Annotated in this window: 25 protein-coding genes and 1 riboswitch; of the genes, 6 read left to right on the top strand and 19 right to left on the bottom strand. The window is 63.4% G+C overall.

Features of this window, described 5'->3' with window-relative positions; all coding sequences use genetic code 11:
* Positions 1–5 precede the first annotated feature (5 nt).
* The 3 genes from CO655_RS19590 (at position 6) to CO655_RS19580 (ending at position 1,625) form a co-directional block, all read left to right on the top strand.
* The gene (locus tag CO655_RS19590; RefSeq protein WP_097666038.1) at positions 6–797 is read left to right on the top strand and encodes a helix-turn-helix domain-containing protein; all 792 of its coding nucleotides are present in this window, start codon (positions 6–8) and stop codon (positions 795–797) included.
* Between the two features lie 69 nt (positions 798–866).
* Entirely contained in the window at positions 867–1,265 is a 399-nt protein-coding gene (locus CO655_RS19585; protein ID WP_097605282.1) for a polyketide cyclase, read from the top strand.
* Positions 1,266–1,625, top strand: coding sequence for a VOC family protein (locus CO655_RS19580; protein ID WP_004669769.1), 360 nt, complete (start codon positions 1,266–1,268; stop codon positions 1,623–1,625).
* A 281-nt stretch (positions 1,626–1,906) separates the two neighbouring features.
* Here the strand turns inward: CO655_RS19580 and CO655_RS19565 are convergent, their stop codons facing one another.
* From CO655_RS19565 to CO655_RS19535, 7 genes are all read right to left on the bottom strand, one after another.
* A complete protein-coding gene (locus CO655_RS19565) occupies positions 1,907–2,596 on the bottom strand; it encodes a PAS domain-containing protein (RefSeq protein WP_176539277.1) in 690 nt (229 codons plus the stop codon).
* Between the two features lie 185 nt (positions 2,597–2,781).
* The gene (locus tag CO655_RS19560; RefSeq protein ID WP_097666034.1) at positions 2,782–3,714 is read right to left on the bottom strand and encodes a lipid A biosynthesis lauroyl acyltransferase; all 933 of its coding nucleotides are present in this window, start codon (positions 3,712–3,714) and stop codon (positions 2,782–2,784) included.
* 7 nt (positions 3,715–3,721) lie between these two features.
* A complete protein-coding gene (locus tag CO655_RS19555; RefSeq protein ID WP_097666032.1) occupies positions 3,722–4,750 on the bottom strand; it encodes a zinc-binding dehydrogenase in 1,029 nt (342 codons plus the stop codon).
* A 151-nt stretch (positions 4,751–4,901) separates the two neighbouring features.
* Positions 4,902–6,188, bottom strand: coding sequence for a beta-ketoacyl-ACP synthase (locus tag CO655_RS19550; protein ID WP_097605286.1), 1,287 nt, complete (start codon positions 6,186–6,188; stop codon positions 4,902–4,904).
* Between the two features lie 10 nt (positions 6,189–6,198).
* Positions 6,199–7,404, bottom strand: coding sequence for a beta-ketoacyl-ACP synthase (locus CO655_RS19545; RefSeq protein WP_097666030.1), 1,206 nt, complete (start codon positions 7,402–7,404; stop codon positions 6,199–6,201).
* Positions 7,401–7,883 carry a 3-hydroxyacyl-ACP dehydratase FabZ family protein gene (locus tag CO655_RS19540; RefSeq protein ID WP_088673672.1) on the bottom strand — a complete coding sequence of 161 codons (483 nt, stop codon included), beginning with the start codon at positions 7,881–7,883 and terminating at the stop codon, positions 7,401–7,403. Before CO655_RS19540 ends, CO655_RS19545 begins: the two co-directional genes overlap by 4 nt.
* A gap of 116 nt (positions 7,884–7,999) precedes the next feature.
* Positions 8,000–8,278 (bottom strand): acyl carrier protein, encoded by a 279-nt coding sequence (locus tag CO655_RS19535; protein ID WP_003540486.1) that lies wholly within the window; start codon positions 8,276–8,278, stop codon positions 8,000–8,002.
* Between the two features lie 367 nt (positions 8,279–8,645).
* Here CO655_RS19535 and CO655_RS19530 point away from each other — a divergent pair, with 367 nt between their 5' ends.
* Positions 8,646–9,365: a Crp/Fnr family transcriptional regulator gene (locus CO655_RS19530; protein ID WP_077989426.1), complete on the top strand. Its 720-nt coding sequence runs from the start codon at positions 8,646–8,648 to the stop codon at positions 9,363–9,365.
* A gap of 135 nt (positions 9,366–9,500) precedes the next feature.
* On the opposite strand, the gene CO655_RS19525 is transcribed toward CO655_RS19530, so the two are convergent.
* The 8 genes from CO655_RS19525 to CO655_RS19490 form a co-directional block, all read right to left on the bottom strand.
* Positions 9,501–9,929 (bottom strand): L,D-transpeptidase, encoded by a 429-nt coding sequence (locus tag CO655_RS19525; protein WP_097666028.1) that lies wholly within the window; start codon positions 9,927–9,929, stop codon positions 9,501–9,503.
* Between the two features lie 149 nt (positions 9,930–10,078).
* Positions 10,079–10,279 carry a hypothetical protein gene (locus tag CO655_RS19520; RefSeq protein WP_077989321.1) on the bottom strand — a complete coding sequence of 67 codons (201 nt, stop codon included), beginning with the start codon at positions 10,277–10,279 and terminating at the stop codon, positions 10,079–10,081.
* 87 nt (positions 10,280–10,366) lie between these two features.
* Complete coding sequence (gene cbiB, locus CO655_RS19515; RefSeq protein WP_097666026.1) at positions 10,367–11,347, bottom strand: adenosylcobinamide-phosphate synthase CbiB; 981 nt, start codon at positions 11,345–11,347, stop codon at positions 10,367–10,369.
* Positions 11,344–12,492: a threonine-phosphate decarboxylase gene (locus CO655_RS19510; RefSeq protein WP_097666024.1), complete on the bottom strand. Its 1,149-nt coding sequence runs from the start codon at positions 12,490–12,492 to the stop codon at positions 11,344–11,346. The genes cbiB and CO655_RS19510 overlap by 4 nt, the downstream gene beginning before the upstream one ends.
* Positions 12,489–13,796: a cobyrinate a,c-diamide synthase gene (locus tag CO655_RS19505; protein ID WP_097666022.1), complete on the bottom strand. Its 1,308-nt coding sequence runs from the start codon at positions 13,794–13,796 to the stop codon at positions 12,489–12,491. Before CO655_RS19505 ends, CO655_RS19510 begins: the two co-directional genes overlap by 4 nt.
* Positions 13,793–14,632 carry a uroporphyrinogen-III C-methyltransferase gene (gene cobA / locus CO655_RS19500; RefSeq protein ID WP_097666020.1) on the bottom strand — a complete coding sequence of 280 codons (840 nt, stop codon included), beginning with the start codon at positions 14,630–14,632 and terminating at the stop codon, positions 13,793–13,795. Before cobA ends, CO655_RS19505 begins: the two co-directional genes overlap by 4 nt.
* Before the next feature lie 298 nt (positions 14,633–14,930).
* Complete coding sequence (locus tag CO655_RS19495) at positions 14,931–15,881, bottom strand: nucleoside hydrolase (RefSeq protein WP_097666018.1); 951 nt, start codon at positions 15,879–15,881, stop codon at positions 14,931–14,933.
* Positions 15,882–15,950: 69 nt separating this feature from the next.
* Entirely contained in the window at positions 15,951–16,370 is a 420-nt protein-coding gene (locus tag CO655_RS19490) for a cobalamin biosynthesis protein (protein WP_097666016.1), read from the bottom strand.
* A gap of 98 nt (positions 16,371–16,468) precedes the next feature.
* On the opposite strand from CO655_RS19490, the gene CO655_RS19485 reads away from it, so the two are divergent.
* Positions 16,469–17,254: a TSUP family transporter gene (locus CO655_RS19485; RefSeq protein ID WP_097666014.1), complete on the top strand. Its 786-nt coding sequence runs from the start codon at positions 16,469–16,471 to the stop codon at positions 17,252–17,254.
* 21 nt (positions 17,255–17,275) lie between these two features.
* Here CO655_RS19485 and cobO read toward each other — a convergent pair whose 3' ends face one another.
* From cobO to cobU, 4 genes are read right to left on the bottom strand one after another with little or no spacing between them, the layout of a single operon-like run.
* Positions 17,276–17,911 carry a cob(I)yrinic acid a,c-diamide adenosyltransferase gene (gene cobO, locus CO655_RS19480; RefSeq protein WP_097605293.1) on the bottom strand — a complete coding sequence of 212 codons (636 nt, stop codon included), beginning with the start codon at positions 17,909–17,911 and terminating at the stop codon, positions 17,276–17,278.
* Entirely contained in the window at positions 17,908–21,843 is a 3,936-nt protein-coding gene (gene cobN / locus CO655_RS19475; RefSeq protein WP_097666012.1) for a cobaltochelatase subunit CobN, read from the bottom strand. Before cobN ends, cobO begins: the two co-directional genes overlap by 4 nt.
* 3 nt (positions 21,844–21,846) lie before the next feature.
* Positions 21,847–22,893, bottom strand: a complete 1,047-nt coding sequence (cobW, locus tag CO655_RS19470; protein WP_097666010.1) for a cobalamin biosynthesis protein CobW — start codon at positions 22,891–22,893, stop codon at positions 21,847–21,849.
* Positions 22,894–22,899: 6 nt separating this feature from the next.
* Positions 22,900–23,424 carry a bifunctional adenosylcobinamide kinase/adenosylcobinamide-phosphate guanylyltransferase gene (gene cobU, locus CO655_RS19465; RefSeq protein WP_097666008.1) on the bottom strand — a complete coding sequence of 175 codons (525 nt, stop codon included), beginning with the start codon at positions 23,422–23,424 and terminating at the stop codon, positions 22,900–22,902.
* Positions 23,425–23,772: 348 nt separating this feature from the next.
* Positions 23,773–24,169, bottom strand: a riboswitch (cobalamin riboswitch).
* Positions 24,170–24,420: 251 nt separating this feature from the next.
* Between cobU and CO655_RS19455 the strand changes: the two genes are divergently transcribed.
* Positions 24,421–26,211: a chloride channel protein gene (locus CO655_RS19455; RefSeq protein WP_097666006.1), complete on the top strand. Its 1,791-nt coding sequence runs from the start codon at positions 24,421–24,423 to the stop codon at positions 26,209–26,211.
* Positions 26,212–26,214 lie beyond the last annotated feature (3 nt).

Raw genomic sequence — 26,214 nt, 5'->3', positions numbered from 1 at the left:
AGTGCGTGGCATCGGAAAAACGAAACGGTGGAATTCTCCTGGCGGCCCGCGCCGGCCGCTATCGCGAATATGCGCCGCCGCCGCCGTTGCGGCGCCATTTCAGTCGGCTCTGGTCGAATTCGCTTCACGACGGTCCACCGGCAACGGTGGCGATCGTGCCGGACGGCTATTGCGATCTGCTCTGGATCGGCGGCCGACTGGTCGTTGCCGGGCCTGACAGAACGGCGGCTTTTCCCCCTATCCGACCGGGCACAACCGTCATTGGTGCGCGGTTTGCACCCGGCGCCGCCGCACCCTGGCTGAAGACGCCGCTCTCGGCGCTGGTCGGCTGCTCGGTGCGGCTCAGCGACATCGGCCGGAAGGACACGGCCGAGTTTGAGGCGCGGCTGGAAGATTGTCGCGACGCTGCGGACGCGATGGCGTTGTTCGCCCGACTGCTCGAAGAAGCCGCGCGCGAAGAGGAGGAGCCCGCCCCCGACGCCGCGGTGATTTTTGCCGCCGCCGAAAGCGGCTGCTCCCCGTCCAGCCTGCCCCACCGGCTCGACATCAGCGAAAGACAGCTGCGCCGCCGCTGCCACCAGCATTTCGGCTACGGCGCCAAGACGCTGGAACGCATCCGCCGGTTCCAGCGTTTCCTCGATCTCTGCCGCAGATCGCACGCGATGCCGCTGGCCCATCTTGCGCTCGAAGCGGGTTTTGCCGATCAGGCCCACATGACGCGCGAGGTCGGCGAACTCTCATGCCTGACGCCCGCGGTCATTTGCGATCAGCTCGACGCGCGGGAACTGCCGGGCTGACCGTTTTGTTCAAGACGCCTCGGGTTGGGCTGTTACTCTCGCTCGACCACTATCAAGGACCTGCAAGCCATGTCGACTATGCCCGCAAAAATCATCCACCAATCGATCGAGCGTGACTGGCGCGACGTCTACGACTTCGCCGGCAAGCCGGAAAATATGCCGCTCTGGGCCTCCGGCCTTGCGACCGGTCTCGAGCCCAACGGCGCCGACTGGGTCGCCCATGGCCCTCTCGGCGCCATCAAGGTGAGCTTCGTGCCGGCCAATGAATTCGGCGTGATCGACCATACGGTGACGATCGAATCCGGTCTCAGGGTCTATAATGCGTTGCGCATCGTGCCGAACGGCGATGGTTGCGAGATCATGTTTACGCTGCTGCGTCTGCCCGGCATGACCGACGCACAGTTTTCCGCCGATGCCGCCCATGTCGAGAAGGACCTCGCCATGCTGAAAGCCCTGATGGAGAGATAGATGGCCGATAAGTCAGAAAACCACGATCGCCGCATCGATTATGTCGAGTTCAACGTCGCCGACATTGCCGCCGCAAAAGCCTTTTACGGCTCGGCCTTCGGCTGGCGTTTCACCGATTACGGGCCAAACTATTGCGAATTCGACGACGGCCGTCTAAAGGGCGGCTTCACCGATTTCGGACCCGTGCGCCCGGGCGGCCCGCTTGTTGTCGTCTATGCCAATGACCTGGAGGAGGTGTTGACGTCGGTGGAAAGGGCCGGCGGCACGATCTGCCGGCCGATCACCGACTTTCCCGGCGGCCGCCGCTTCCATTTCCTTGATCGAGACGGTTATGAGCTCGCCGTCTGGGCGACTGCCTGATCGGATTAGAGCCTTTCCTGGTTAGATTGAAGCATTCTGTTGGCTCAAACGGAGTCGGATGGTCGACCGGCCGGCGCACGTCGTAGCCCAGTTCTACGGCCAAGCCGGCCGGTCGATCAGGCGGCCCGTTTCAGCCAACCTTCCCGCAGATTTGCCAGGCAAATCTGCAAGACTGAAAATCGCCGGACGCACTGATCGCTTCGCCATGGCGAAGCGGTGCGGCCGGTGGGCCGGGCATCTTTCCGTCAGGGCAGAATGCTTCAATCTAACCAGGAAAGGCTCTACTGATCCATCACGATCAGAGCGCCGATCACCGTGCCGCCTGCATCGCGCAGCGGCGACATGCGACAGTGCACCTGCCGCGATGCGCCGCCGGTCGCCCGCTCATAAGTATAGTCGATTTGCTCGCCGGCAAAGCAGGCATCCAGCTTATGTTTAGCGCATCCGGCAAAGCGTTGTTCGCCGATGAATTCGGAAATATGGCGGCCGATAAGGTCCATCGGCTTTCTGTTGAGATGGGCGCTGTTGGCCGCATTGGAATAGAGATAGCGATAATCCCTGGTCAGCACCGCTACCCGATCCGGCAGGCTTTCGAGGATCGCCGCATTGAGAAACTGGCCGTTGTCGGTGTCGGGCACATAGGCTGCCGGCGGCTCAATGCGCACATCCTGCGGTGAAGGCACGCGCCAGTCCGGCCCATGAGTGCCGAAATACCGGTCAAGCAGGTAGGACAGCACCGTCGCGTGTTCTCGGACGCTGGCGCTGTCGTCGGCATCCCGGGCGATGAGATGGCTGACGAACTGCAGTTGCATATACACTTCCAGCAGATTGGCTGCCTTGCATGCCAGGATCGCCTCGACCAGCGGCTCGACATGCCGGTCGAGCGACATGACGCGCTGATCGTCGCCGAGGCGTATGGCTTCCTCTATTTGCGCGTAACGCAAGGAAAAGGCTCTAAATAGCTCCAGCAAGACGCCTCTCACTCCCATTGTCCCAAGCGGCGTGTCCATAACCGATATGGCTGCATCTGCGAAAATGCGCCTTACGGTAGATTTTACTCGCGCCCTAGTGGTGACGGGTAACATGAAGTGTACTCGGTTTCAATCCGAGAGCACCTGCCGCTTTTCACCGCTGATAAATGGGGGGTGGGACCTTCTTACGCGAGCGTCTTCTTGATCTGCCAGCGGTCGTGATACCAGAGCCACTGTTCCGGATATTCCCTCACCCAGCTCTCCACCTTGTCGTTGAGCAGCTGGGCCGCCGCCGGCAGGTCGAGATTGCCTTTTTCGTCGCGCGGCATATCGAGTCGCGGTTCGATTTCCAGGCGGTAGCGGTTTCCCGGCAGACGAATGCAGCGCGCCGGATAGACCTCGCAATCGAACTGGCGCACCAGCTTCGGCAGCAGCGGATTGGTCTTCACCTCGCGGCCGAAGAACGTGCCCTTCAGCCCCTTGCCGAATTTCTGGTCGACGAGCACGCCCACACCCTGGCCCGCCTCCAGCTGGCGCGCGAGCGCGAAGGAGGAACCGGCATGAGACGGCACCAGCTTGCCCATGCGGGCGCTGCGGAAGTCGAACACCTTCTTGGCGACGTAAGGGTTGTTCGGCGGCCGGAAAAGCACGGTCACCGTCAGCCCGAAGGCCGCACCCGCCACCGGCAGCAGCTCGAAATTGGCGGTATGGCCCGTGAACACGATGAAGGGGCGGGGATTGTCGCGCAGGTCGAGGAAGATCGGAATGCCCGACACCTCCACCCTGCCCGGCTCCGACTTTTCGGGATCATAGTCGAACAGCTGATCGAGGAAGACGTATTCGGCCGCAAGCCTTCCCATATTGCCCCAGCTGGCGAGCGCGATCTCCTCGATCTCGGCCTCGCTCTTCTCGGGAAAGGCGTTGCGCAGATTGGTCAGCATCAGCCTGTGGCGGCGGGTCCGCCGGCCGAGGCGGCGCATCATCCGGTCGGCGAAGCGGATCGCGCCATCGGCCGGAAACAGCTTCAGGAAATTCAGGAAGCCGAACATCACCTGCGCCACCAGCCATTGCTGGAAGTGCCTGAGCGCCAGAACAATCCGGGTGATGAACAGCTTCACTTGCGGCTCAATCCATCTTCAGGATGATCTTGCCGAAGATTTGGCGCGATTCCATCCGCTCCAGCGCCCGGTCGATATCGCTGAAGCTGACCTCGGTGTCGATGACCGGATGCACGAGCCCGCGGCCCATCTTCTGCATCGCATCGGCCATGTTCTCCATGCGGCAACCGAACGAGCCGAAGAGCTTCAATTGCTGCTGGAACAGCATCATCAGGTTCATCTCGGTGGAAACGCCGGAGGTCGAGCCGCAGGTGACGAGACGCCCGCCGCGCTTCATGCAGAGCATCGAACCGGCCCAGGTATCCTTGCCCACATGTTCGAAGACGACGTCGACGCCCTTCTTCTTGGTGAGCTTGCGCACGACGCCTTCGAAGCGGTCGGTGCGGTAGTTGATGACATGATCGGCGCCGAGTGCCTTGGCCTTCTCGATCTTATCGTCGGAGCCGACGGTGGTGATGACGGTGCAGCCGATCTTCTTGGCCAGCTGGATCGCCGCCGTGCCGATGCCGGAGCCGCCGGCATGGACGAGGATCGTTTCGCCGGGCTCGAGCTTGGCATTGTCGAACAACATGTGCTCGACCGTGCCGAAGGTGACGGGCGCAAGCGCCGCACCAATGGCGTCGACGCCGGGAGGAGCCGGAACGAGCAGGCGCGCCGGCAGATTGACCTTCTCCTGCGCGAAACCGTCGAGATGGAAACCGTGCACGCCGGAAACATGTTCGCAGAGATTATCGCGGCCTTCGCGGCACGGGCGGCAGAGGCCGCACGTACGCGCGCCATAGATCGAGACCAGCTGCCCCGGCAGCACGTTGGCGACGCCAGGGCCGATGGCTTCGACGACGCCGGAGGCTTCTGCGCCGATGACGAGCGGCATCTTGCGCTTGGCGAATGCCATGCCGCGCCAGCCCCAGACATCGATGTGATTGAGCGCCACCGCCTTGACGCGCAGCGTCACTTCGCCGGCTGCCGGTGCACCCGGTTCCGGCAGGTCGGTGATCTCAAGCTTGCGGTCATCGATCAGTTGCAGCGCGCGCATGATATATAGTTCTTTCTTCTACGTGGATCGTCGTCATGCTCGGGCTTGTCCCGAGCATCTGCCAGCGGTCATTGAGTGACGCAAGTAGATCCTCGGGACAAGCCCGAGGATGACGTCAAAAACCACTTCGTCCCAAAATCAAGGAGGGTCTCTAAGCCGGTTCGAGCGCCATGACAAGGCTGGCATTCTGCCCGCCGAAGCCGAAGGAGTTGGAAAGCACGGCCGAAACCTGGGCTTCCCGCTTCTTGTTCGGCACGACATCGAGCACGATCGACGGATCCGGATTGTTGTAGTTGATCGTCGGCGGCAGCGTGCCGGTCAGCATCGTCTGCAGCGAGAACACGGCCTCGACCGCACCCGCCGCCGTCAGCGTATGGCCGATCATCGATTTGTTGGACGACACCGGAATGCCGATCAGCTTCTCGCCGAAGACGGCCGACATCGAGCCATATTCCATCTTGTCGTTTTCAGGCGTCGATGTGCCGTGCGCGTTGATATAGCCGATATCGGCCTCGCTCATGCCGGCATCGGCAAGGGCCGCGCGGATCGTCGCGATCGCCGGGCCGCCGTCGGGCGACGACCGCGTGCGGTGAAAGCTGTCGGCCTTGTCGCCGGCGCCCTTCATGATGCCGAGCACCTTGGCGCCGCGGGCAACCGCCGATTCCAGCGATTCCAGCACCAGCGTCGCCGCACCCTCGGCGATGACGAAGCCGTCGCGATCCTTGCTGAACGGCTTGGAGGCCTTGGTCGGCGGATCGTTCTGCGTCGAAAGGGCCGACAGCAGCGAGAAGCGGATCAGCGCTTCGGCGCTGAGCGATCCATCCGTCGCGACGGTCAGCGCGCGGTCGGTCCGGCCCTGGCGGATCGCCTCGATGCCGAGCTGGATCGCGGTCACACCGGAAGCACAGGCCGTCGACAAGGTCACCGGCAGGCCGCGCGTGCCGAACCGGTCGGCGAGGCGCTCGGAAATCGCGCCGAAGAGTGCCGCCTCGTGGAACGCCGGGTCGGGCCGTTGGCGCAGCGCCGTCAGGAAGCGCTCATAGGCATCACCGGGATGGTCGGCAGCCGGCGAACGGTCGGCAAGTTCGAAACGGGCGCTCCATTCGGGCTCGATCGGCGGCGCGGCAAGAAACAGCGGGCCGTTGAAATCGCCTGAAATACCGGCATCGGCCAGCGCCTCGATGGTCGTCTCGCGCGCAAAGGCATAGGAGCGCTCGACGGCGTTCGGCACCGGAATTTCTATGAAATCGACCGTGCCGGCGATCCGTGTCGACAGGCCTTCGGTCGGAAAGCGGTTGATCGCGTGGATACCCGAGGTGCCGGAAGAAAGGGCCGCCCAGTTGTCCTTCAGGCCCTGGCCCAGCGACGTGATGATGCCCATGCCCGTCACTGCGACGATCGGCCGGCCGAGATGATCCTTGTAAGCGGAAGCTGTCATATCTCTCTCCTCACGCCTCTGCGGAAAGAACGGCGACGCCCTCGCCGCGCTGGTGTCCGACTGTCGTTACGACGGCGGCTTTCGTGCCCGCCTTCATCTGCGCTTCATGAGCAGCGTCGAAGGGCGGAACCTTGGCCTTGGTATCGATGGCAAGGGCTGCGAGCGCCAGTCCCAGCGGGAAATGCGCCTCGATCGTGTGACCGGAAACGCCGCCGAAACCGCGGATCGCAGCGCCGGGAAGCTGATGTTCCAGCACCGCCTTTTCGCGGGCGGCGATTTCATGCATGCCGGTCGAGCCGGAGAAGATCGCCGTCGCCTCTGGCGGCAGCTCGGCGGCAGGCTTCAGCAGCCGCTCCATGCGCACTTCGAAATTGCCGCCGCTACGGCTGCCGCGGTCGCCTTCGACAGCGCTGATCGTCGCATAGATATGCGCGCCGCGCTCTTCCGCATGCTTGCGCGATTCCAGCACCAGGAAGGCGCCGGCCGAACCAGTGATCATACCGCCGCCTTCGAGGCCGGAGCGCGACCAGAGCGGCGCCCATTCGTCGCGCGTATGCGCGCCGATCGCTTCGGTGAGCAGGATCATGTCGGGACGTTCGGCAGCAAAGGCGCCGCCGACAAGCGCATGGGTGGATTCACCCGAACGAATGCGCCAAAAGGCCGTCTCGACGGCGGAAACGCCTGAGGCTTCCTCGCCCATGAAGGTGCGCGAGGAGCCGGTCACCTTGTGAACGATGGAAATGTTGCCTGCCAGCAGGTTGGAAAGCTGCGCCAGGAACAGCGTCGGCCTGAGCTCCGTCGTCAGCTTTTCGTTGAGCAGCAGCTCGCGGTCGTTGCGCTTCAGGCCCTCGTCGACGATCAGCGTATCGACATTGATGTCGCGCTCGCCGCCGCCGGCCGCCACGATCATGTCCATCGTGCCGCAGGCCTCGATATTGTCCTTGAAGCCGGCATCGTCGAGCGCAAGCCCTGCGGCGAAGACGCCGATGCGCTGCCAGTTTTCCATCTGGCGCTGGTCGCCGCGCTTGGCGATCTGCTGCGACCAGTCGATCTCGGGCAGCGGATGCACCGGATAGGGTTTGAACTTCTCGGTCTCGACCACCGTATTCGGCGCACCTTCGGCCGAAAGCAGCGCGATATGCGCCTCCTTGCCGACGCCCTGACAGGTAACGATGCCGACGCCCGAAATAACGACGTCGTTTGCAGCCTTGCTCATCCAATCACTCCCTGCGCTGCGATCGCTTCGAGAAGCCCGACTTCGCCGGCGCGTTTTTTCACGATATCGCCGAGCGGCACCTCGCTGAAGGGCATAGTGCGCAGTTTCAGCTGCGCATCGCAGACCTTCTTGCCGCCGCTGGTAATCTTGGCCTTGGTGACCGCGAAACCGGAACCGTCGTGCTCCAGCACCGCCTCGATATCGAGCACGGCTTCCGGCTCGACGAAGGTGCGCATCTTGGCGCCGTCAACCGACATCAGGAAGGGCATGGCGGCGAAATTGGTGGCTGCAAGCACCAGCATGCCGGAGGCCTGCGCCATGGTCTCGATCAAAAGCACGCCGGGAACGAGCGGCATGCCGGGAAAATGGCCTTCGAAAACGGGGCTTTTGGCCGGCACGACGGATCGCGCCGCAAGCGTGCCCTTCTTCAGGTCCACCGCTTCGACGCGGTCAATCATCTGGAAATATTCCAGCAGCATTCGGATCCTCCGGCCCGACGAGCAAAATCCGCCCGCCGGTGACGCCTACTTAGGAACGAAACCGCCCGGCCGCCATATCAAGGGCGGCAGGGCGTTCAAAAAAGACTGATATGTGCTCAGGCCTTGGCTGCTTTGAGCTCGTCAATCTTGGCACAGAGGTTCTTCAGCACGAAATATTCTTCGGTGGAAACCTTGCCTTCGTTGACTTCCTGCGTCCACTTTTCGAGCGGGATCTTGATGCCGAATTCCTTGTCGATCGCAAAGACGATGTCGAGGAAATCGAGGCTGTCGATACCGAGGTCGTCGATCGTATGGCTCTCCGGCGTGATCGTGGCACGATCGATCTCGCTGGTTTCTGCAATAATGTCGGCAACTTTATCGAATGTAGCGGTCACGCGCTGTACCTCATGAAATGACGATTTAAACCCCCTCATAGGCAAATCCATTTCAAAAGCCAATGCTTTCGTCCGGGCGTTGCGGCAATTTGGCAATCGGGTGTTGCCTAAACAGCAATGGAGTGCCGGACGCTCCAGCGTGTTGCGCGAATCCCGAAAGGCGATGCAGGGCCCTCCCGGCGCGAGATGGGAGGCTGTCCGAATCAAATAGGTGACGCGCTCGATGCGACCAACATCCGCATCTGAGTTTGATCTGGATCAAATCGCGACGCCGGTCATTTGATAATCATCAAACCGCGCTGGAAGAAATGGAGATCGCGGTCCGGGCATGTCTCGCCATGCGCCGGATTTTCGAAGGGATCAGGACATGGACATCGCACGCAGTGAGGTTTTCGAGGCCGGCACGCCCATCGCGTGCCGCTCCTGCCAGGCGCGGCACGGCGTCGTCTGCGGCGCCTTGTCGAACGCCCAGCTGAAGGAGCTAAACCGCCACTCCCTGCGCCGCAAGGTCGAAGCCGGGTCGGAGATCATTGCCCAAGGCTCGGAGAGCTCATTCTACTCGAACATCATGCGCGGCGTGGTCAAGCTCTGCAAGATGATGCCGGATGGGCGCCAGCAGATCGTCGGCCTGCAGTTCGCTCCCGATTTCGTCGGCAGGCCCTTCGTGCGTGAAAGCACGCTGTCGGCCGAAGCGGCCACGGATGCCGAAATCTGTGTCTTCCCGCGCAACCTGCTCGACCGCATGATAGCGGAGACGCCGGAGCTGCAGCGCAGCCTGCACGATCAGGCGCTCAACGAGCTGGATGCGGCGCGCGAATGGATGCTGACGCTCGGCCGCCGCACGGCGGAGGAGAAGGTCGCAAGTCTGCTCCATCTCATCGCCACCCATGCCGAGCCGCAGACCGCCATCAGCGCCGCCTTCGACCTGCCGCTGTCGCGCGCCGAAATCGCCGATTTTCTCGGGCTGACGATCGAAACCGTGAGCCGGCAGATGACCAGACTGCGCAAGCGGGGTGTCATCCTGATCGAGAACTCCAGACATATCGTCGTTCCGGATATGGATGAGCTGGAGAAGATCAGCGCGTAAGGCGATCAGACGCCGAATTCGGGTTCAGGCGCTGATCCGGGATCAGCGCGTAACGGGATCGCGCGCCGAATTCGAGGTCAGGCGCTGATCCGGGATCGGCGCGTAACGAGATCGGACGCCGAATTCAGGTTCAGATCAGCGCGTGATGACCACCCGGGTATTGGCGAGACCTGCCTGCCGCGCCAGCGAAAAGAACTCCGCCGCATTGTCGGGATGCAGGCGAACGCAGCCATGCGAGGCCGGCCTGCCGAGACGCTTCAGATCGAAGGTGGCGTGAACGGCGTAACCACCGTTGAAAAATACGGCGTAAGGCATCGACGCGTTGTCGTATTTGCGGGAGCGGTGATCGCGTGACAGCCATTTGGCGCTCCACGAGCCGGTCGGCGTGACATAACCGTTGCGCGCGGTCGAAACCTTCCAGCGATACTTGACGAAACCGTTCTCGGTGACGGTCATCGTCTGCTTGCCGATGCTGATATTGGCAACCAGCGTTGCTGCCTCAGCCACAACCGGAGAAAACTGCAGCAATAAACTTGCGGCCGCGGCCGCAAAAATCGTCTTCATGATAACCCCTCTTCGCACCCGCGCGTTTGATTGCGCCCTCACGACAGAGAGACTACGACGATACTTATTATATAGCTTTAACCCGAATGGTAATCACAATTCTAACGAGCGAAAGCGTGACCGAGACGCCGCAAGGGGGCGGCGCTTGTTCACTGAAGCTTACGCGCCGCCGACGGCCGCTTGAGCTGCTGATAGGCCTTGTTCATCTTCTCGCGGATCGAGGCCATCGTCCCGAGATTATGGCCGCACGCCGCGCAGCTGATGATGTCGGTCTCCCGGATCTCGGGGCGCTCGAATTTCATCTTGGTGCTCTTGCACTTCGGGCACGGCAATTCAACCTGGACTGTCATTGCTCTTTTCCGGTTTGATGGAGATAGGAGGCGCTTCGCATAAACCTTTGCGGCGGGAGTGTCCACTGCGGTGCCTCACGGCACATCCTACAAGAAACATAAAAACAATCCGAAGATCAGACCGGTAAGCACCATGCAGCTGGCATAGAACACCGACACACCGTCCTCGATATCGCCGGCGGTGGCAACGTCCCGGCCGGCGTTGTTGATCATCGGCTCAGTCACGATGACACCGCCATAGATGCGCGGACCGGCGAGCTGGACGTTGAGAGCGCCGGCCATTGCCGCCTCCGGCCGGCCGGAATTCGGCGAGCGGTGCAGGCCGCCGTCGCGCATCGCCACCCGGATCGCCTCGCGGCAAGGGCTCATGCCGCGCCGGATCCAGGCGCCGGCAGCGATCAATAGGACGGAGAGCCGGGCGGCCGGCCAGTTGGCGATATCGTCCAGCCGAGCCGCGGCCCAGCCGAAATCGATGTATTTTTCCGACCTGTGGCCGATCATCGAATCCGCCGTGTTCAGCATCTTGTAAGCGAACAGGCCTGGCAGCCCGAGCAAGGCATACCAAAGGGCCGGCGCCACGACGCCGTCGGAGAAATTTTCTGCAAGGCTTTCGATCGCCGCGCGGCAGACGGCCGGCTCGTCGAGTGTCTCGGGATCGCGCCCGACGATGCGGGAGACGGCGTTCCGGCCGCCGGCAAGCCCCTCGCCGCGCAAGGCCGTAGCGACGGCCGCGACATGATCGGCCAGGCTCTTTTGCGCCAAGAAGATCGCCACCAGCCCGGCCTCCAGCACGAGGCCGGCAAGGCCGAAGAGCGCGAAAAACCGGTCGAACACGAAGCCTGCAGCGATCGACAACACAAGCAGCGCCAGGATCGCCGCAACGCCGTTCATCCGGCGCTGAGAGCCCGTGAGGCTTGAGGGATTGAGCTGCTGATCGGCGTAAGAGATCGCCGCGCCGAAGATGACGACGGGATGCGGCACCCGCGACCACAGCCATTGCGGATCGCCGACGATCCGGTCGAGCAGCAGCGCCAGAAGCAGCACGAGGAGGTTTTCGTCGATCATCATCGCTCAAATCCTTGAAGGGCTGCGCCAAGCCGTCTGTCCGCCGCCGCATCGGGCGTCAACCCGAAACGCAGCCAATCCGGCGCATAATCGAACTTGCGGACGAGAATATGATGCCCGCAAAGATGCGTGTAAATGTCGCTCGCCCTGGGATCGGCGACAAGCGTGAACAACGCCGTTCCCCCCCTGCTCCGCAACCCGGCAGCGCTTAGTGCCGCCTGCAGCGCGCCGCTGCGTTCATCGAGAGAGCGGCGGATCGCAGCCACATCCGAACCAAGCAGCGAGGCGGCAAGCGACAGCGCCGGGCCGGAGACCGCCCAGGGGCCAAGCCAGTCCTCGAACCGCGCGAGAATATCCTCGCGCGCGATTGCAAAACCGAGCCGCAGGCCGGCAAGCCCGAAGAACTTGCCGAACGAACGGAAGATTATCAGGTTGGGAAGGTCTTGCGCGCGGGCTGCGAGGCTCAGCGCCGGATCGGCATCCCCGAAAGCCTCGTCGACAACAAGCAGCCCATTTGCCGATTTCATCCTGTCGTGCAGAGCTGCCAACGCTTCCGCCGGCCATATCCGCCCGTCGGGATTGTTCGGATTGACGACGACGGCAAGTCGATATTGGCCGCCGATCGCAGCGATATCGTCGACCGCGTCGACGGTAAAACCGGCCGAGGCGAAGGCGCGCGCATATTCGCCATAAGTCGGCGACACCACGGCAATCCTTTTGTCCGTCACGGCGATTCTATCGTCCGTCACGGCGACTTTGTCGTCCGTCACGGCGACCCTGTCGTCCGTCACGGCAATCCTATTGTCTGTCACGGCCACTTTGTCGTCCGTCGCAGCGACCCTATCATCCGTCACGCCGAACTGGCGTCCCTGTCGAAGCAGACGCGGCAGAAGCTGAATCACCGATTGTGTGCCCGGCACCGGCAGCGGCAGTATCTCGCCGCTGCCATAATAATCCCGTGCCGCCCGCCTTGCCTCATCGACCAGATAGCTATCCGGCAGACGGTGCCAGGCCCTTGTCGGGATCTCCGGCAGGGCGAGCGGGCATGGATTGATGCCGGTGGAAAGGTCGAGCCAGTCCTGCGGCCTGCCGCCAAAAGCGGCGGCCGCGGCGGTGATGCCGCCGCCATGGGCGATCGGCGCGCTCATCCGGCCGCTCTCGCAAGGTCGATCAGATGCATGTAGGAGCCCGCCACCTGGCCGCGCCGGAGCCCGACAGCACCGAGATCGGTGCCGAGCGCATCTTGCGCTGTAAACAGCCGCTTTCCCTCCCCCTCGGAGACGACTGTTGAATAGTGGAATTCATGCGCCGTCATGGTCCGCGCGAAGAAGGCGCCGTCAAGCGGAGTCACTCGGCGATAGCCGAGATGGCGCCGGCGCTTGGCATAGCTGGTGACAACAGGCAGCAGGCCGAGCATTTCGTGGCGCCTGCCCTCCGCATCGATCAGCCCATCGCCCAGCACCATATAGCCGCCGCACTCACCGTAGATCCGGATGCCGCGCGCCGCCGCATCGAGCATGCCGGCGCGAAAATTTTGCGCTTGGGAAAGCCGCCCGGCATGCAGCTCGGGATAACCGCCCGGCAGATAGATCGCATCGGCATCAGCGGCCGGCGCCTCGTCGGCAAGCGGCGAGAAAAAGGAGATATCCGCCCCGCGCCGCCGCCAGCCAAGCAGCATATGCTCATAGGAAAAGGCGAAGGCGACATCGCGCGCCACGGCAACCCGGGCGCCGATCGGCATCAGTCGGTCGATATTGGCCGCCGACGGCCGGTTGAGGCCCTGCCTTGCGATGCGCAGCAGAAATTCGAAATTGCACTCCTCGGAAACGGCGTCCGCCGCATGGTCGATGAAATTCTCGAGGGTGGCATGTTCGCCGGCCTGGACGAGGCCGAGATGACGTTCCGGCAAGGCCAGCGCCTTGTCGCTGCCGATCACCGCGATAACAGGCATGCGAATCGCTTCGAGCGCCTGACGCAGCATCGCCTCGTGCCGCTCGCTGCCGACCTTGTTGAGGATGACGCCGGCAACGCGCACATCGGCGCGGAAACCGGCAAAACCTGATACCAGCGGCGCCACGGACTGCGACATGCGCGAGGCATCGACGACGAGCACGACGGAAAGACCGAGCTGGGCGGCAAGATCGGCCGCGGTCCCCTTCCCGTCAGCCGCCCCGTCGAACAGCCCCATCATCGCCTCGACGACGAGAATGCGGTCACCGGAACGGTGCAGCGTGGCATTGGCAGAGATCAGCTCCGGGCGCATCGCCCAGGGATCGAAATTCAGGCAGGGCGTGCCGTTTGCCGCCGCATGGAAGGCGGGATCGATGTAGTCGGGCCCGGCCTTTCCCGGCGCGACCGCGACGCCGCGCCGGCGAAGCGCCCTCAGCAGCCCAAGCGTTACCGTCGTCTTGCCGGCGCCGGAGGAAGGGGCTGCGATCAGGAGGCCGCTCATGCCGTCACCTTGCCGGAGCGCCCAAAAGGATCGGGCTGCAGCCGCCTGCCTGCAAGGGCGCCGAGCCAGTCGAGCGAGGCCCTGAGCCGCACCACTTCACCGACCACGACGATCGCCGGCGGCTCGAGTCCGGAGGCTTCAGCTGCATCGGTCGCTTCGCCGAGCGTCGTCTCCAGCACCTGTTGCGCGCCGGTCGCCGCGTTGCAGACGAAAGCCACCGGCTCGGATGCCGAGCGGCCCGACGCCATCAGATTGGCGCTGATCTGGGCGATATGCTTCATCGCCATATACATGACGATGACGGGAGAACCCTTGCCGATCGCTTCCCAATTGATCGCATCGGGCACGATCCCGGAGGAATCATGGCCGGTGAGAAAGGTCACGGCATGATTGATCTCCCGATGCGTCACCGGAATGCCGGCATAGGCAAGCCCGCCGATGCCGGCGGTAATGCCCGGTACGATGCGGAAGGGGATGTTGTGCTCGACCAGCGTCAGCGCCTCTTCCCCGCCCCGCCCGAAAACGAAGGGATCGCCGCCCTTCAGCCGCAGCACCCGCTTGCCGGCGCGCGCCAGCTCCACCAGCCGGAGCGAAATATCCCGTTGTTTGGCGGAGGGCTTGCCGCCGCGTTTTCCCGCATATTCCAGTTCCGCGCCTGGCTGTGCGAGCCTCAGACAGTCCTCGTTGACCAGCGCGTCATGCACGACCACATCCGCCTCCGCCAACCCCTTGGCGGCAAGCAGCGTCAACAGCCCGGGATCGCCGGGACCGGCCCCGACGAGCCAGACGCTGCCCGGCTCCAGCGCCGGCAAATGTGAGAATGGGCTGTTCATCATTTTGTTGATCTAGGCCCACCAAGGATCAAGGTCAACGCCGCCCGTGCCACCTCACTTGAAGTTGCTGAGTTGACGATGATTCACTTTGCGAGGAGGCGGATTCGAATTCTCGGCAAATCCGGACAAGGCTATGAATGTTATAATGAATAACGCTCACCTCCCGCGCGTCGTCATCTTCGGCCTTGTGCCGAGCATCTGCTGCCCTAACAAACGGAGGCAGATGCTCGGGATAAGCCCAAGCATGATGAAAGAGGTATTGGCAGGCCTGGCCAGCAGTCTGCACCGGCCTGCCGACCGGTCAGGCCCGAAGCAGCGTATCGCGGATCAGATCGATCACCTTTTCAGACTCGATTCCCGTAGCGACGATCTGGCTCGGCAGGCCGTCCCAGTCGCCCGGCGGGAAACGGCGGTCATCCGGTTTGACTACCGTCTGGCCATCGGCGATGCCGCCGCAGACGACGCGCACCGCGCCGGTGATGGTGGTGAAAAGCTCAGGCGCCACGACGTACACGGCGGCGCAGCTGTCATGCACCATCATGCCGTCATCGACCGCATGGGTGTAGAAATCGATGTAATGCTGCGACAGCCCGTCGAGCAGCTTCACCGCGCCGTCGCCCTTGGCCGCCATTGCGGCGAGATAGCTGCGGCTCATCGTGGTGATCGAGGTGACGTCGAGGCCGATGACGACCACCTTCCACGGCGCCGTCATGACGATATCTGCCGCCTCGGGATCGCCGTGAATATTGGCTTCGGCGACCGGCGAGACATTGCCCGGCACATAGAAATTGCCGCCCATGATGACAACGTCCTTCACCAGGCCGGCAATCTCGGGGTCTTCCTTCAGCGCCATCGCCAGATTGGTCATCCGGCCGACGGCCACCAGCCTGACCTCGCCGGGATTGGCCCGTACCGTGTCGATGATGAAGCGGTGCGCCGGCCGGGGATCGAGCGGCAGGTCGATCGTGTGCGGCACCTCGATATTGCCGAGGCCGTTGTCCCCATGCACCATGGCCGGCCATTCCCGCTCGGCGCGCGCCGCATCGATGGTGACGCTCGCGCCCTTGGCGACGGGTGCCGGAATATCCCATTCCCGCTTGAGGAAAAGCGCATTGCGTGTCGTCGTCTCGACCGAGGCATTGCCGAAAACGGTGGTGATGCCGATCACATCGATCTCGGGATGACGGTGCAGGAAAAGAAGCGCCATGGCGTCGTCAACGCCCGGGTCAGTGTCATAAATGACCTTGTGCATGATTGTCCTCTAGATATGAATCGCTGAGCTGCCGGTTGGCGCCGCGAGTTGCCGCCAACATAACGACCGTCAGGGTTTCTGCAACCCGATGCGGGCAATCGCCGCTGTCGCATGCGCGGATTTGATCTTGCCGAGCACCAGTTCGGCATCCGCGCCGATCGCCGCAAGCGCCGCCGATTCCGCCACGCCATGGCAGCCGACGCGAGCAAAGACGATGGCCGAGGGATTTTTGAGCCGCGGCGTTTCCTGCCCCAGCCGCGCCGCATCGAAGAAAACGGCAGGCACGCCAAAATGCGCCGCAACGGCAAGGATCGCCGCTTCTTGCCCGCGGCTGTCGATGGAAGCGATGGCAGCAAGCTCCGTCCCGCCGATGCCGGCCGCCTTCAACGCCTCGACGGCAAGCGCCAGCACCTCCGCGGACGGCGTCCCGCGCTCGCAGCCGAGCCCGAGCACATGTCGCCTCGCGCTATCGAAAGAAATATCACTCATGGAAGCCGCCGAATGCGCCCGCGCTGTGTCCTCGCAGCCATTGCAGCTTGGAGGGGGAAATGCAACAAGCCGGCTGAAAACCCTTCTGGAATAGCCTCTTGCCTGACATCGCCCTCCATCTGCTTCTGCTGCTCTGCGCGGCTGCCTTCTTTGCCGGTTTCGTCGATGCCATCGCCGGCGGCGGCGGCCTCATCACCGTCCCCGCCATGCTGATTGCCGGCATTCCGCCGCTGCAGACGCTCGGCACCAACAAGGTGCAGTCGATCTTCGGCGCCGCCTCGGCAACGCTCGCCTATGCCCGCAAGGGCCATGTGCAGTTGCACGAACAGCTGCCGATGGCGCTGATGGCCGTGATGGGCGGGGCGATCGGCGCAGCCCTTGCCACCATCGTGCCCGGACAGGTGCTGCAGGCGATCATGCCGGTGCTGCTCCTGGCGATCGCGATCTTCTTCGCCGTCAAGCCGAACCTCAATGATCTCGACAAACACCGGATCATCACGCCTTTCGTCTTCGGCCTGACCTTGGTGCCGGCCATCGGCTTTTACGACGGCATCTTCGGCCCCGGCACCGGTTCCTTCTTCATGCTCGCCTTCGTCACGCTGGCCGGCTTCGGCGTGCTGAAGGCGACCGCCCATACCAAGCTTCTCAATCTCGGCTCCAACCTCGGCGCGCTCATCGTCTTTGCGAGCTTCGGCGCCATCCTGTGGAAAATCGGTCTATTGATGGGTATCTGCCAGTTCCTCGGCGCCCAGCTAGGCTCACGGCTTGCCATGCGCATCGGCGCCAAGCTGATCAAACCGCTGCTCGTCATCGTCTGCCTGGCCTTGGCGGTAAAGCTGCTCGCCGACCCGGCAAATCCGCTGCGTGTCTGGCTCGGCGGCTAACCGCCGAACCCTCCAAGCGCCTCAGAACTCGACGCCTGCCTGGCCCTTGATCCCCGAGCGGAAGGGATGCTTGATCAGCTCCATCTCGGTCACGAGATCGGCAATCTCGATCAGTTCATCCTTGGCGTTGCGCCCCGTCAGCACGACATGCGTCATGTGGGGCTTCTCTGTTTTCAGGAACGCCACCACCTCGCTGATATCGAGATAGTCGTAGCGCAGTGCGATGTTGATCTCGTCGAGCAACACCATGGAATGGCGCTCGTCGCGGATCAGCTCCTTGGCCTTTTCCCAGGCGGCCGAGGCGGCTGCAACATCGCGGGCTCGGTCCTGCGTTTCCCAGGTAAAACCCTCGCCCATCGTGTGGAACTGGCAGAGATCGGAGAAATGCTTCTCGATCAGATCGCGTTCGCCGGTCCACATCGCTCCCTTGATGAACTGGACAACGGCCGATGGCTTGCCGTGGGCGATATGGCGGAAGATCATGCCGAAGGCGGCCGACGACTTACCCTTGCCCTTGCCGGTATGGACGATGATTAGGCCCTTGCCGTCCGTCTTTGTCGCCATGATCTTGTCGCGTGCAGCCTTCTTCTTCGCCATCTTCTCGGCGTGGCGTGCATCATCCTTGGCCGCTTCGTTTTCCGGAGTTTCGTCGTTCATCGGTGCACCTCATTCAGTTGCGTGGCGGCCAGGTCAAACCGGGCCGAATTGCTGCGCGGCGTCCAGAGCTCGCGGTCGATCGCTTCGCGCAGCCGCTCCTTCATCTCGTCGAATGCCGCAGGGTTCTTCTCGACCATGAAATCGCGCACGGCGGGATCGGCGACGAAAGCCTGATAGACCGCTTCGAAATGGTGCGCGCCGACTGCCCCCGTCGTCGCCGCGAAGGCGAAGAGATAATCGACGGTGGCGGCGATTTCGGCCGCTCCCTTGTAGCCATGGCGCATGACGCCGGATATCCATTTCGGATTGACCACCCGCCCGCGCACCACCCGGCCGATCTCTTCCTCCAGCGAACGGATCACCGGCCGCTCGGGTCTCGAATGATCATTATGATAGATTGCGGGACGCGCGCCGCTCAGCGACTCGGCCGCAGCCGCCATGCCACCCTCGAACTGGTAATAGTCGTCGCTGTCGAGCAGGTCATGCTCGCGGTTGTCCTGGTTCTGAATGACGGCTTGCACCGAGCGCAGCCGCTCCTCGAACAGGCCGCGTTCGGCCTTGCCCTCCTCGCCGGCGCCATAGGCATAGCTGCCCCAGACGAGATAGGCCTCGGCGAGATCGGCGCGCCGCTCCCAGCCCTTTTCGTCGATCAGCGCTTGCAACCCGGCACCGTAAGCGCCGGGTTTCGAGCCGAAGACCCGGTAACCCGCCCGCCGTTTCGCCGAGGCGGCGTCGAGACCGGCGGCAGCAAGCCTTGCCGCTTCGCCGCGCATGCGCGCTGCGACCGGATTGTCGGCATCGTCCTCTTCGAGCGCGCCGACGGCGCGAACCGCCTTGTCGAACAAGGCGATCTGCTCGGGAAAAGCGTCGCGAAAGAAGCCGGAAATTCTCAGCGTCACGTCAACGCGAGGCCGCCCAAGCACCGCCGGCGGTATGATCTCATAACCGGTGACCCGCCGCGAGCTCATATCCCAGAGCGGCTTGACGCCGATCAGCGCCAGCGCCTGGGCGATATCGTCGCCGCCGGTGCGCATATTCGACGTCCCCCAGGCCGTCAGGCCGACGGTATCAGGCCATTCGCCGTGGTCCTGCACATAGCGGCGTACCAGCAGTTCTGCCGATTTCCTGCCAAGTTCGTAAGCCGCCGGCGTCGGCACCGCGCGGCTGTCGACCGAATAAAAATTGCGCCCGGTCGGCAGCACATCAGGCCGCCCACGCGTCGGCGCGCCGGAGGGACCAGGGGCCACGAAGCGGCCGTCGAGGCCGGCAAGCAGGCCGGATATCTCCGCCGGGCCGCAGGCGAGGATCGAGGGCTTAAGACGGGTCTCGATCTCGGAGAGCACCGCCTGCGTCGCCGTCCATTCCGCAGGATAGGCAATCTCGCCGGAGACGAGCTTGGCCGCCAACAGCTCGATCCGCTCGACGGTGTCTCCGCTGGTCCGCCAGGGGGCATCCATAATGTCGGCGAGAATTAGAGGACGTGGGCCGGTCCATGCAGCGGCCATGTCGCAGTCGAGAGGGTCAAAAGAAGACCCCTCCCCAACCCCTCCCCACAGGTGGGAGGGGCTTGCTGGGCGCGTTGTCTCGTCATCGACTTTGATCTCAGAGGTAACCGCGCGCTCAACGGTAAGTCCCTCCCCCTTGTGGGGAGGGGTTGGGGAGGGGTTTTCCAACACATCCCCCGCAATCGCCCGCTGCAAGCTCGCATCCCCGCCCTCACCCAGCCCGCGCGGCACTCGTGCCAGCGCCACGGTCAGATCCGTCAGCAGCCGCCCTTCCGGCGCCACCCCGAAGACATGCAGCCCGTCGCGGATCTGCATTTCCTTGAGGTCGCAGAGATAGGCGTCGAGCTTCTTCAGCGCCTCGCCCTCGCTTTCGCCGCTGATTATGCCGGCATCCCGGTCGAGGCCGATATCGGTGACAAGATCGAGAATCTGCCGGCTGAGCAGCCGGATGCGGCGCGGGTCGCCACCTGAGGCCTCGTAATATTCGTCGACCAGCGCTTCCAGATCCTTGAGCGGTCCATAGCTTTCGGCCCGCGTCAAAGGCGGCGTCAGATGATCGATGATGACGGCGGCAGCCCGCCGCTTGGCCTGTGTGCCCTCGCCCGGATCGTTGACGATAAAGGGATAAAGATGCGGCAGCGGTCCGAGGACCGCCTCGGGATAACAGCTTTCCGACAGCGCCAGCGCCTTGCCCGGCAGCCATTCGAGATTGCCGTGTTTGCCCATATGGATGACGGCGTCGGCGCCGAACTCACGGCGCAGGAAAGCGTAGAAGGCAAGATAACCGTGCGGCGGCACGAGGTCCGGCGAATGGTAGCTTTCCTTCGGATCGATATTATAGCCGCGCGCCGGCTGAATGCCGACGAGAACGCCGCCGAAGCGGGCGAAAGGCAGGGCGAAGGCGCCGTCGCGAAAATACGGATCGTTCTCTGGTTCGCCCCAGCGGGCCCTCACCTCATCCTGAATCTGATTGGGAAGAGACGCCAGGAAACTGTTGTAACGACTCAAGGATAACGTCTCGCGGATCACCCGGCCGTCATGCCCTGAATTGGTCGGCCCGTGCATCAGATGCCGGATCAGCGCGTCGCCGTCGGCCGGAATATCGGCGGCCGGATACCCCCCTGCTTCCATCGCACGCAGCACCTCGATGCTGCCGGCCGGCGTATCCAGACCGACCCCGTTGCCGAGCCGGCCGTCGCGATTTGGATAATTCGCCATGACGAGGGCGATGCGCCGGTCACGCGCCGACATGGCGCGCAGCCGCGCCCAATTGGCGGCGAGTTCCGCCGTATAGCGCACCCGGCCGGCGTCCGGTTCGCTGGCGACGATGTTCGTCTCGACCGCCGCATCGTAACGCGCCGCCGTCTTGAAGGAGACCGCCCGCGCCAGCACCCGGCCGTCGACCTCGGGCAGCGCCACGTTCATGCCGAGATCGCGCGCCGACAGGCCTTGCGAGGAGGCCGCCCACGCCTCCCGCGACGAGGCCGACAGGATCGCCTGCAGCACCACCGCGCCGTTCGCCTCCAGCACCGTCGGCTGCCGATCGGCGCCGGGTGCAGAGACGGCGAACCCGGTCGTGTTGATCACGACATCGGGTTTCAGCGCCGTAAATACGCTTTCGAGAATGCCTGTGGAGACAGTATCCTTGAGGCTATAGGCAAATACCGGCAGCGGCCGGAGACCAAGTGCCTGCAAGGCTTCGATTATCGCTTCGATGGGGCGGGTTTCGCCGCTTTGGACGAGGGCGCGGTAGAAGCTGATGGCGACGATGGGGGATGTTGTGGGTTCGAGTTCCACCTTCTCCGTCCCACGCTCGGCGGCCGAAGGTGGCGCAACATGCGAACCGGCAACCTGCCTCCACTCCTCCACGCCGATCAGCCCCCGCCCCGGCCACCAGATTCCCGCCTTCATCAGCGGCACCGCCGGTGCCGGCTTCTCTCCTCCCGAAAGCATCGCTCCGGCATAATCGAGAAAGGCGCGTGCATTGGCATCGCCGCCCTCGATCAGATAGGCCCATAGGGCATTGAGATCATCGAGCCCGATGTTGGAAAACGGTGTCAGCCCCGCATCCGGCCTGGCGTCACCCGGCAGCACGGCGATCAGCGCGCCGCTGCGGGCCGCACAGGCATGCAGGGCCTCCAGCGCATAGTGGAAATAGCTGGCGCCGCCGAGCGCGCGCACGATGATGAGCCGGGCATGCCGTGCCGTGCGCTCGACATAGGTATCGACCGACATCGGATGCTTGAGGCTCATCAGGCTGGCGAGCCTCAGCGACGGCGCCCCACCCCGCGCGCGATGGGCGGCCGCGATCGCCGCCAGCTCGCTGTCGGCGGCCGACAGGAACAGGATATCGCCCGGCGTCTGCCCGAGGTCGATTGCCTCCTCGCCGTCGCTGATCGTTCCCTGCTGGGCCAGAAGCAGATGCATCGGTTAAGCCAGCGCCTCGATCGCCGTTCTCACGGCGTCCTCATCCATCTCATGCAGGCCGATGACGACGAGGCGCGTGGCGCGCCTTTCACCGGCTGCCCAGGCACGATCGAAATAGTGATCGATGCGGCTGCCGACCGCCTGAAGCTGCAGGCGCATCGGCTTCCCGGAAACGTCGACAAAGCCCTTGAGACGCAACACGTCGTGGGCAGCGATGATCGTCTTCAGCCGCTCGACGAAGCCGGCAACATCGACGATCGGGCCGAGCTCGACGACGAAGCTGTCGAACTCGTCGTGATCGTGCGGCGTGCCGTCCTCATGCTCCAGTTCGTGGTGCGACTTGCGGTTGGCGAGATCATTCTCCGTGCCGATACCGAGGCCGAGCAGGATGCCGGCCGGCACCTCGCCGTTTCTCGCCTCGATCATCACGGGCTTGCGCTGGGTGCGGGAAGCGACCTCGTCGCGCACGCGGCCGAGACCGGCCACATCGATCAGATCGGTCTTGTTGAGCACGATCAGATCGGCGCAGGTGAGCTGATCCTCGAACAGCTCCTCGATCGGGCTTTCGTGATCGAGCGATTCATCCTCGCTGCGCGCCGCCTCGACGGCATCGTGGTCGTCGGCAAAGCGGCCGGCAGCGACAGCCGCGCTGTCGACCACGGTGATGACGCCGTCGACGGTCACCTGGGTGCGGATGTCAGGCCAGTTGAAGGCGGCGACCAGCGGCTGCGGCAAGGCGAGGCCCGAGGTTTCGATGACGATATGGTCGGGCCGCTGTTCGCGCTCGAGCAGCTTTGTCATCGTCGGAATGAAATCGTCGGCAACGGTGCAGCAGATGCAGCCATTGGTCAGCTCGATGATGTCGTCCTCGCTGCAGTTTTCGGCGCCGCAGCCCTTCAGCACGTCGCCATCGACGCCGAGATCGCCGAACTCGTTGATGATGAGCGCGATTTTGTTGCCGCCGGCATTGGTCAGCAGGTTGCGGATCATCGTCGTCTTGCCGGCACCGAGAAAGCCGGTGATGACGGTTGCGGGAATCTTCTGGTTCATGAAACTTTAACCCTTCATTTTCAGCGGCAGGCCTGCCGCGATGAAATAGACTTCGGCGGCCTTCGCCGCGATCATCTGGTGGAGACGGCCGGCATGATCGCGAAAATCCCGCGCCATGCGATTTTCCGGCACGATGCCGAGCCCGACTTCGTTGGAGACGAAGACCAGCCGCGCCTTTGCTTGCCCCACGAAATCGACGAGCCCTGCAAATTCCGCTGCCATGTCACGCTCTTCCATCATCAGGTTGGTGACCCAGAGCGTCAGGCAGTCGATGAGCACCACACGGTCCTCGCCGTCGATGGCCGCAAGCTTGCCGACAAGATCGAGCGGCTCCTCATGCGTTGTCCAGGACGGGCCGCGATCAGCCCTGTGCTGGTCGATACGCGCTTGCATCTCCTCGTCCCATGCCCGGCCGGTCGCGATGTAATGGCACCCGAGGCCGCTCGATGTGACGAGGTTTTCGGCGAAGCGGGATTTCCCAGAGCGCGCGCCACCGAGGACGAGGGTGGAATTGGCGACGAGATCGGTCATGCCGCGACACTCCCGCTACGGAGAGCGGTGCTTCGATTTGCTCCGCGTATACTATAGTTGGCCGACGAGGACGTAATACCCCCCTCTGTCCTGCCGGACATATCCCCCACAGGTGGGGAGATCGGCAAGTGGCATGACCTTCGCCCAACATCGATTGTTTGGGGAAGCCGGTGCGCCGATCCGATCTCCCCCCTTCTGGGGGAGATGTCCGGCAGGACAGAGGGGGGTGCCACATACTCGACGCAGGAGGCCGAAAGCCCGCCATCTGCCGCACCAGGCCGCGCCGAATTCAAACGTTCAGCCAAAACAACCTCCGTGCTGGCAGCGGGTCTCTTACCCAGGGTGGGCTTTTCGCCCGGCACGGAAGGCAGGTCTCCTGGCTCGCGGTTATCGGCCGCGATCGGGGCGGACCGGAAACCGGTCGCCCCTGATCGTGCCGGCGGATCCGCCTCGCCTTCCCGGCTGCATCGGTGAAAAGGTGGACGATTCGTAGAAATAGAGGCGTCCGACCCCGGTTGATCACCATGCATTTCCAGTGGCTTTTCCGGCACATCACCCGTCCCGCTTGCCTGCACGACTGCAGGCCGCCGGCCGGAAGGGCTCGATGCCGGATGGAAGACCCTGACCGCTCTACAGTCGCGGGGTCGGCTGTGATGAAGGCGCCCGGCTTGGGTCCGCCCCGTCACATTCCCTTTTCATCCGGAAGGGCAACTGCCGATCCGGAACCATCCGTTATGTCAGGATGGTCAGGCGACCATCCGTTGAGGGATGGTTAGGCAAGCCAGAGGATAGAGTCAACCGGCGTTGACGCCCGAGGCGACGGGCGGGGATAGAAAGCTTCCAACAATACGACTTACTCTACCGAAAACATCGTCTTTAATCAGAGACTTACATCATAAAAATTTGTCCCCCGCGCCGGCTTTTCGCCGCAATTGCATCGCAAGCGGACAGCACCGCCGCCCTTGACCGGGCCTCTCCCCGCCTAGTTGTCTAGCCATGCTTATGAAATTGGATCGGCGCCGTTTCCGCGCGCTGCGTGTTTTCTTCGACCCGGGACGGCTGCGCGCGCTGACCCGCCGCAGCGAAGTCGGCCTGTCGCTGGCAGGCGCCGTCGTCGGCATCGCCTCGGGGCTTGCCGTCACCGGCATGAGCTACGTTTCCAATGAGCTGCACCAGTTGGTCTTCGGCATCGCCGACACCGAAAGGCTGAGCGCGTCGGTCATCGAGGACAAGATGCTGCTGCTCACCGCGCCGGTCGTCGGCGGCGTTCTGCTCGGCATGCTGCTCCTGGTGCTCGCCAAACGGCGCAAGAAGCCGATGGTCGATCCGATCGAGGCCAATGCGCTGCATGGTGGCCGTCTCTCCCTGACCGACAGCATCATCGTCGCCGTCCAGAACCTGATCTCCAACGGCTTCGGCGCCTCCGTCGGCCTAGAGGCCGGCTATACCCAGCTTGCCGCCGGCATTGCCTCCAAGTTCGGCCTGAAGCTGCAGCTGCGCCGCTCGGACCTGCGCATTCTCGTCGGCTGCGGTGCGGCCGGCGCCATCGCCGCCGCCTTCAACGCGCCGCTGACCGGCGCGTTCTACGCCTTCGAGCTGATCATCGGCACCTATACGATCATCTCGCTGACCCCGGTCGTCGTCTCCGCCCTCGTTTCCACCCTCATCGCGAGATTGCTTGCCGAAGGCGATTTCACCATCGATATCGGCAGTTTCGGCTCCGTCGTTCCAGCCGATTATGTCCCGGCGCTGCTGCTCGGCGTCTTCTGCGCCGGCGTTGGCATTCTTCTCATGCAGGGCGTGGCCTTCGTCGAGGAGCTTGCGCGCAAAAGCTCGATCGCCCCGCCCTTTCGCCCGGCGCTCGGCGGCATCATCGTCGGACTTCTCGCGATGATCTCGCCGCAGGTGCTATCGGCCGGTCACGGCGCACTGCACCTCAACCTTTCCCGCGACGTGACGATCCCGGCCCTGATCAGCCTCTTTCTGCTGAAATCGCTGGCCTCGGCAATTTCGATCGGTTCCGGCTTCAGGGGCGGCCTGTTTTTCGCCTCGCTGTTCATGGGCGCCCTGCTCGGCAAGCTCTTTGCCTATTGCGGTCCCTATTTCGCCGATGCCACGCTGACGCCGGTCATCTATGCCGTGGTCGGGATGAGTTCGCTCGCCGTCGCTGTCATTGGCGGACCGCTGACGATGACCTTCCTGGCGCTCGAGATCACCGGCGATTTTCCGATCACGGCGCTGGTGCTTGCCGCCGTCATCACCTCCTCGCTCGTCGTGCGCTCGACCTTCGGCTATTCCTTCGCCACCTGGCGCTTCCATCTGCGCGGCGAAAGCATCCGCAGCGCCCACGACGTCGGCTGGATCCGCAACCTGACGGTGAACAAGCTGATGCGCGCCGACGTCAAGACAGCAAAGGCGAGCATCTCCTTGGAGGAGTTCAAGACGGCCTTCCCGATCGGCTCGACCCAGCGTGTCATTCTCGTCGAGGAAAACGACAAATATGCAGGGCTCGTGCTGGTGCCCGAAATCTACGCCAACCCGACCGATGTCCAGGACGAGGGCCAGACGCTTGCCGATTTCGTCCGCTACCGCAATGACTTCCTGCAGCCGCAGATGAACGCCAGGCAGGCGGCGGCGATCTTCGACAAGAGCGAAAGCGAAGCGCTTGCCGTCGTCAATAATCTGATCGAGCGCAAGGTGGTCGGCCAGCTCAGCGAAAGCCACACGCTGCGCCGCTACAGCGAAGAACTCGATCGCCGCCGCCGCGAGGTATCGGGCGAGATCTGAGCC

The organism is Rhizobium sp. M1 (genome assembly GCF_002531805.1).
In the GTDB taxonomy this organism is placed as follows: Bacteria; Pseudomonadota; Alphaproteobacteria; order Rhizobiales; family Rhizobiaceae; genus Rhizobium; species Rhizobium etli_C.
This window is presented reverse-complemented; position numbering and strand designations above follow the sequence as displayed.

Coding starts and splice junctions, on each gene's coding strand:
- CO655_RS19585 (WP_097605282.1), top strand. CDS start 867: ATGTCGACTATGCCCGCAAAAATCATCCACCAATCGATCGAGCGTGAC.
- CO655_RS19580 (WP_004669769.1), top strand. CDS start 1,266: ATGGCCGATAAGTCAGAAAACCACGATCGCCGCATCGATTATGTCGAG.
- CO655_RS19555 (WP_097666032.1), bottom strand. CDS start 4,750: ATGCGCGCGCTGCAACTGATCGATGACCGCAAGCTTGAGATCACCGAC.
- CO655_RS19550 (WP_097605286.1), bottom strand. CDS start 6,188: ATGACAGCTTCCGCTTACAAGGATCATCTCGGCCGGCCGATCGTCGCA.
- CO655_RS19545 (WP_097666030.1), bottom strand. CDS start 7,404: ATGAGCAAGGCTGCAAACGACGTCGTTATTTCGGGCGTCGGCATCGTT.
- CO655_RS19540 (WP_088673672.1), bottom strand. CDS start 7,883: ATGCTGCTGGAATATTTCCAGATGATTGACCGCGTCGAAGCGGTGGAC.
- CO655_RS19530 (WP_077989426.1), top strand. CDS start 8,646: ATGGACATCGCACGCAGTGAGGTTTTCGAGGCCGGCACGCCCATCGCG.
- CO655_RS19525 (WP_097666028.1), bottom strand. CDS start 9,929: ATGAAGACGATTTTTGCGGCCGCGGCCGCAAGTTTATTGCTGCAGTTT.
- CO655_RS19520 (WP_077989321.1), bottom strand. CDS start 10,279: ATGACAGTCCAGGTTGAATTGCCGTGCCCGAAGTGCAAGAGCACCAAG.
- cbiB (WP_097666026.1), bottom strand. CDS start 11,347: ATGATGATCGACGAAAACCTCCTCGTGCTGCTTCTGGCGCTGCTGCTC.
- CO655_RS19510 (WP_097666024.1), bottom strand. CDS start 12,492: ATGAGCGCGCCGATCGCCCATGGCGGCGGCATCACCGCCGCGGCCGCC.
- CO655_RS19505 (WP_097666022.1), bottom strand. CDS start 13,796: ATGAGCGGCCTCCTGATCGCAGCCCCTTCCTCCGGCGCCGGCAAGACG.
- cobA (WP_097666020.1), bottom strand. CDS start 14,632: ATGATGAACAGCCCATTCTCACATTTGCCGGCGCTGGAGCCGGGCAGC.
- CO655_RS19495 (WP_097666018.1), bottom strand. CDS start 15,881: ATGCACAAGGTCATTTATGACACTGACCCGGGCGTTGACGACGCCATG.
- CO655_RS19490 (WP_097666016.1), bottom strand. CDS start 16,370: ATGAGTGATATTTCTTTCGATAGCGCGAGGCGACATGTGCTCGGGCTC.
- cobO (WP_097605293.1), bottom strand. CDS start 17,911: ATGAACGACGAAACTCCGGAAAACGAAGCGGCCAAGGATGATGCACGC.
- cobN (WP_097666012.1), bottom strand. CDS start 21,843: ATGCATCTGCTTCTGGCCCAGCAGGGAACGATCAGCGACGGCGAGGAG.
- cobW (WP_097666010.1), bottom strand. CDS start 22,893: ATGAACCAGAAGATTCCCGCAACCGTCATCACCGGCTTTCTCGGTGCC.
- cobU (WP_097666008.1), bottom strand. CDS start 23,424: ATGACCGATCTCGTCGCCAATTCCACCCTCGTCCTCGGTGGCGCGCGC.
- CO655_RS19455 (WP_097666006.1), top strand. CDS start 24,421: ATGCTTATGAAATTGGATCGGCGCCGTTTCCGCGCGCTGCGTGTTTTC.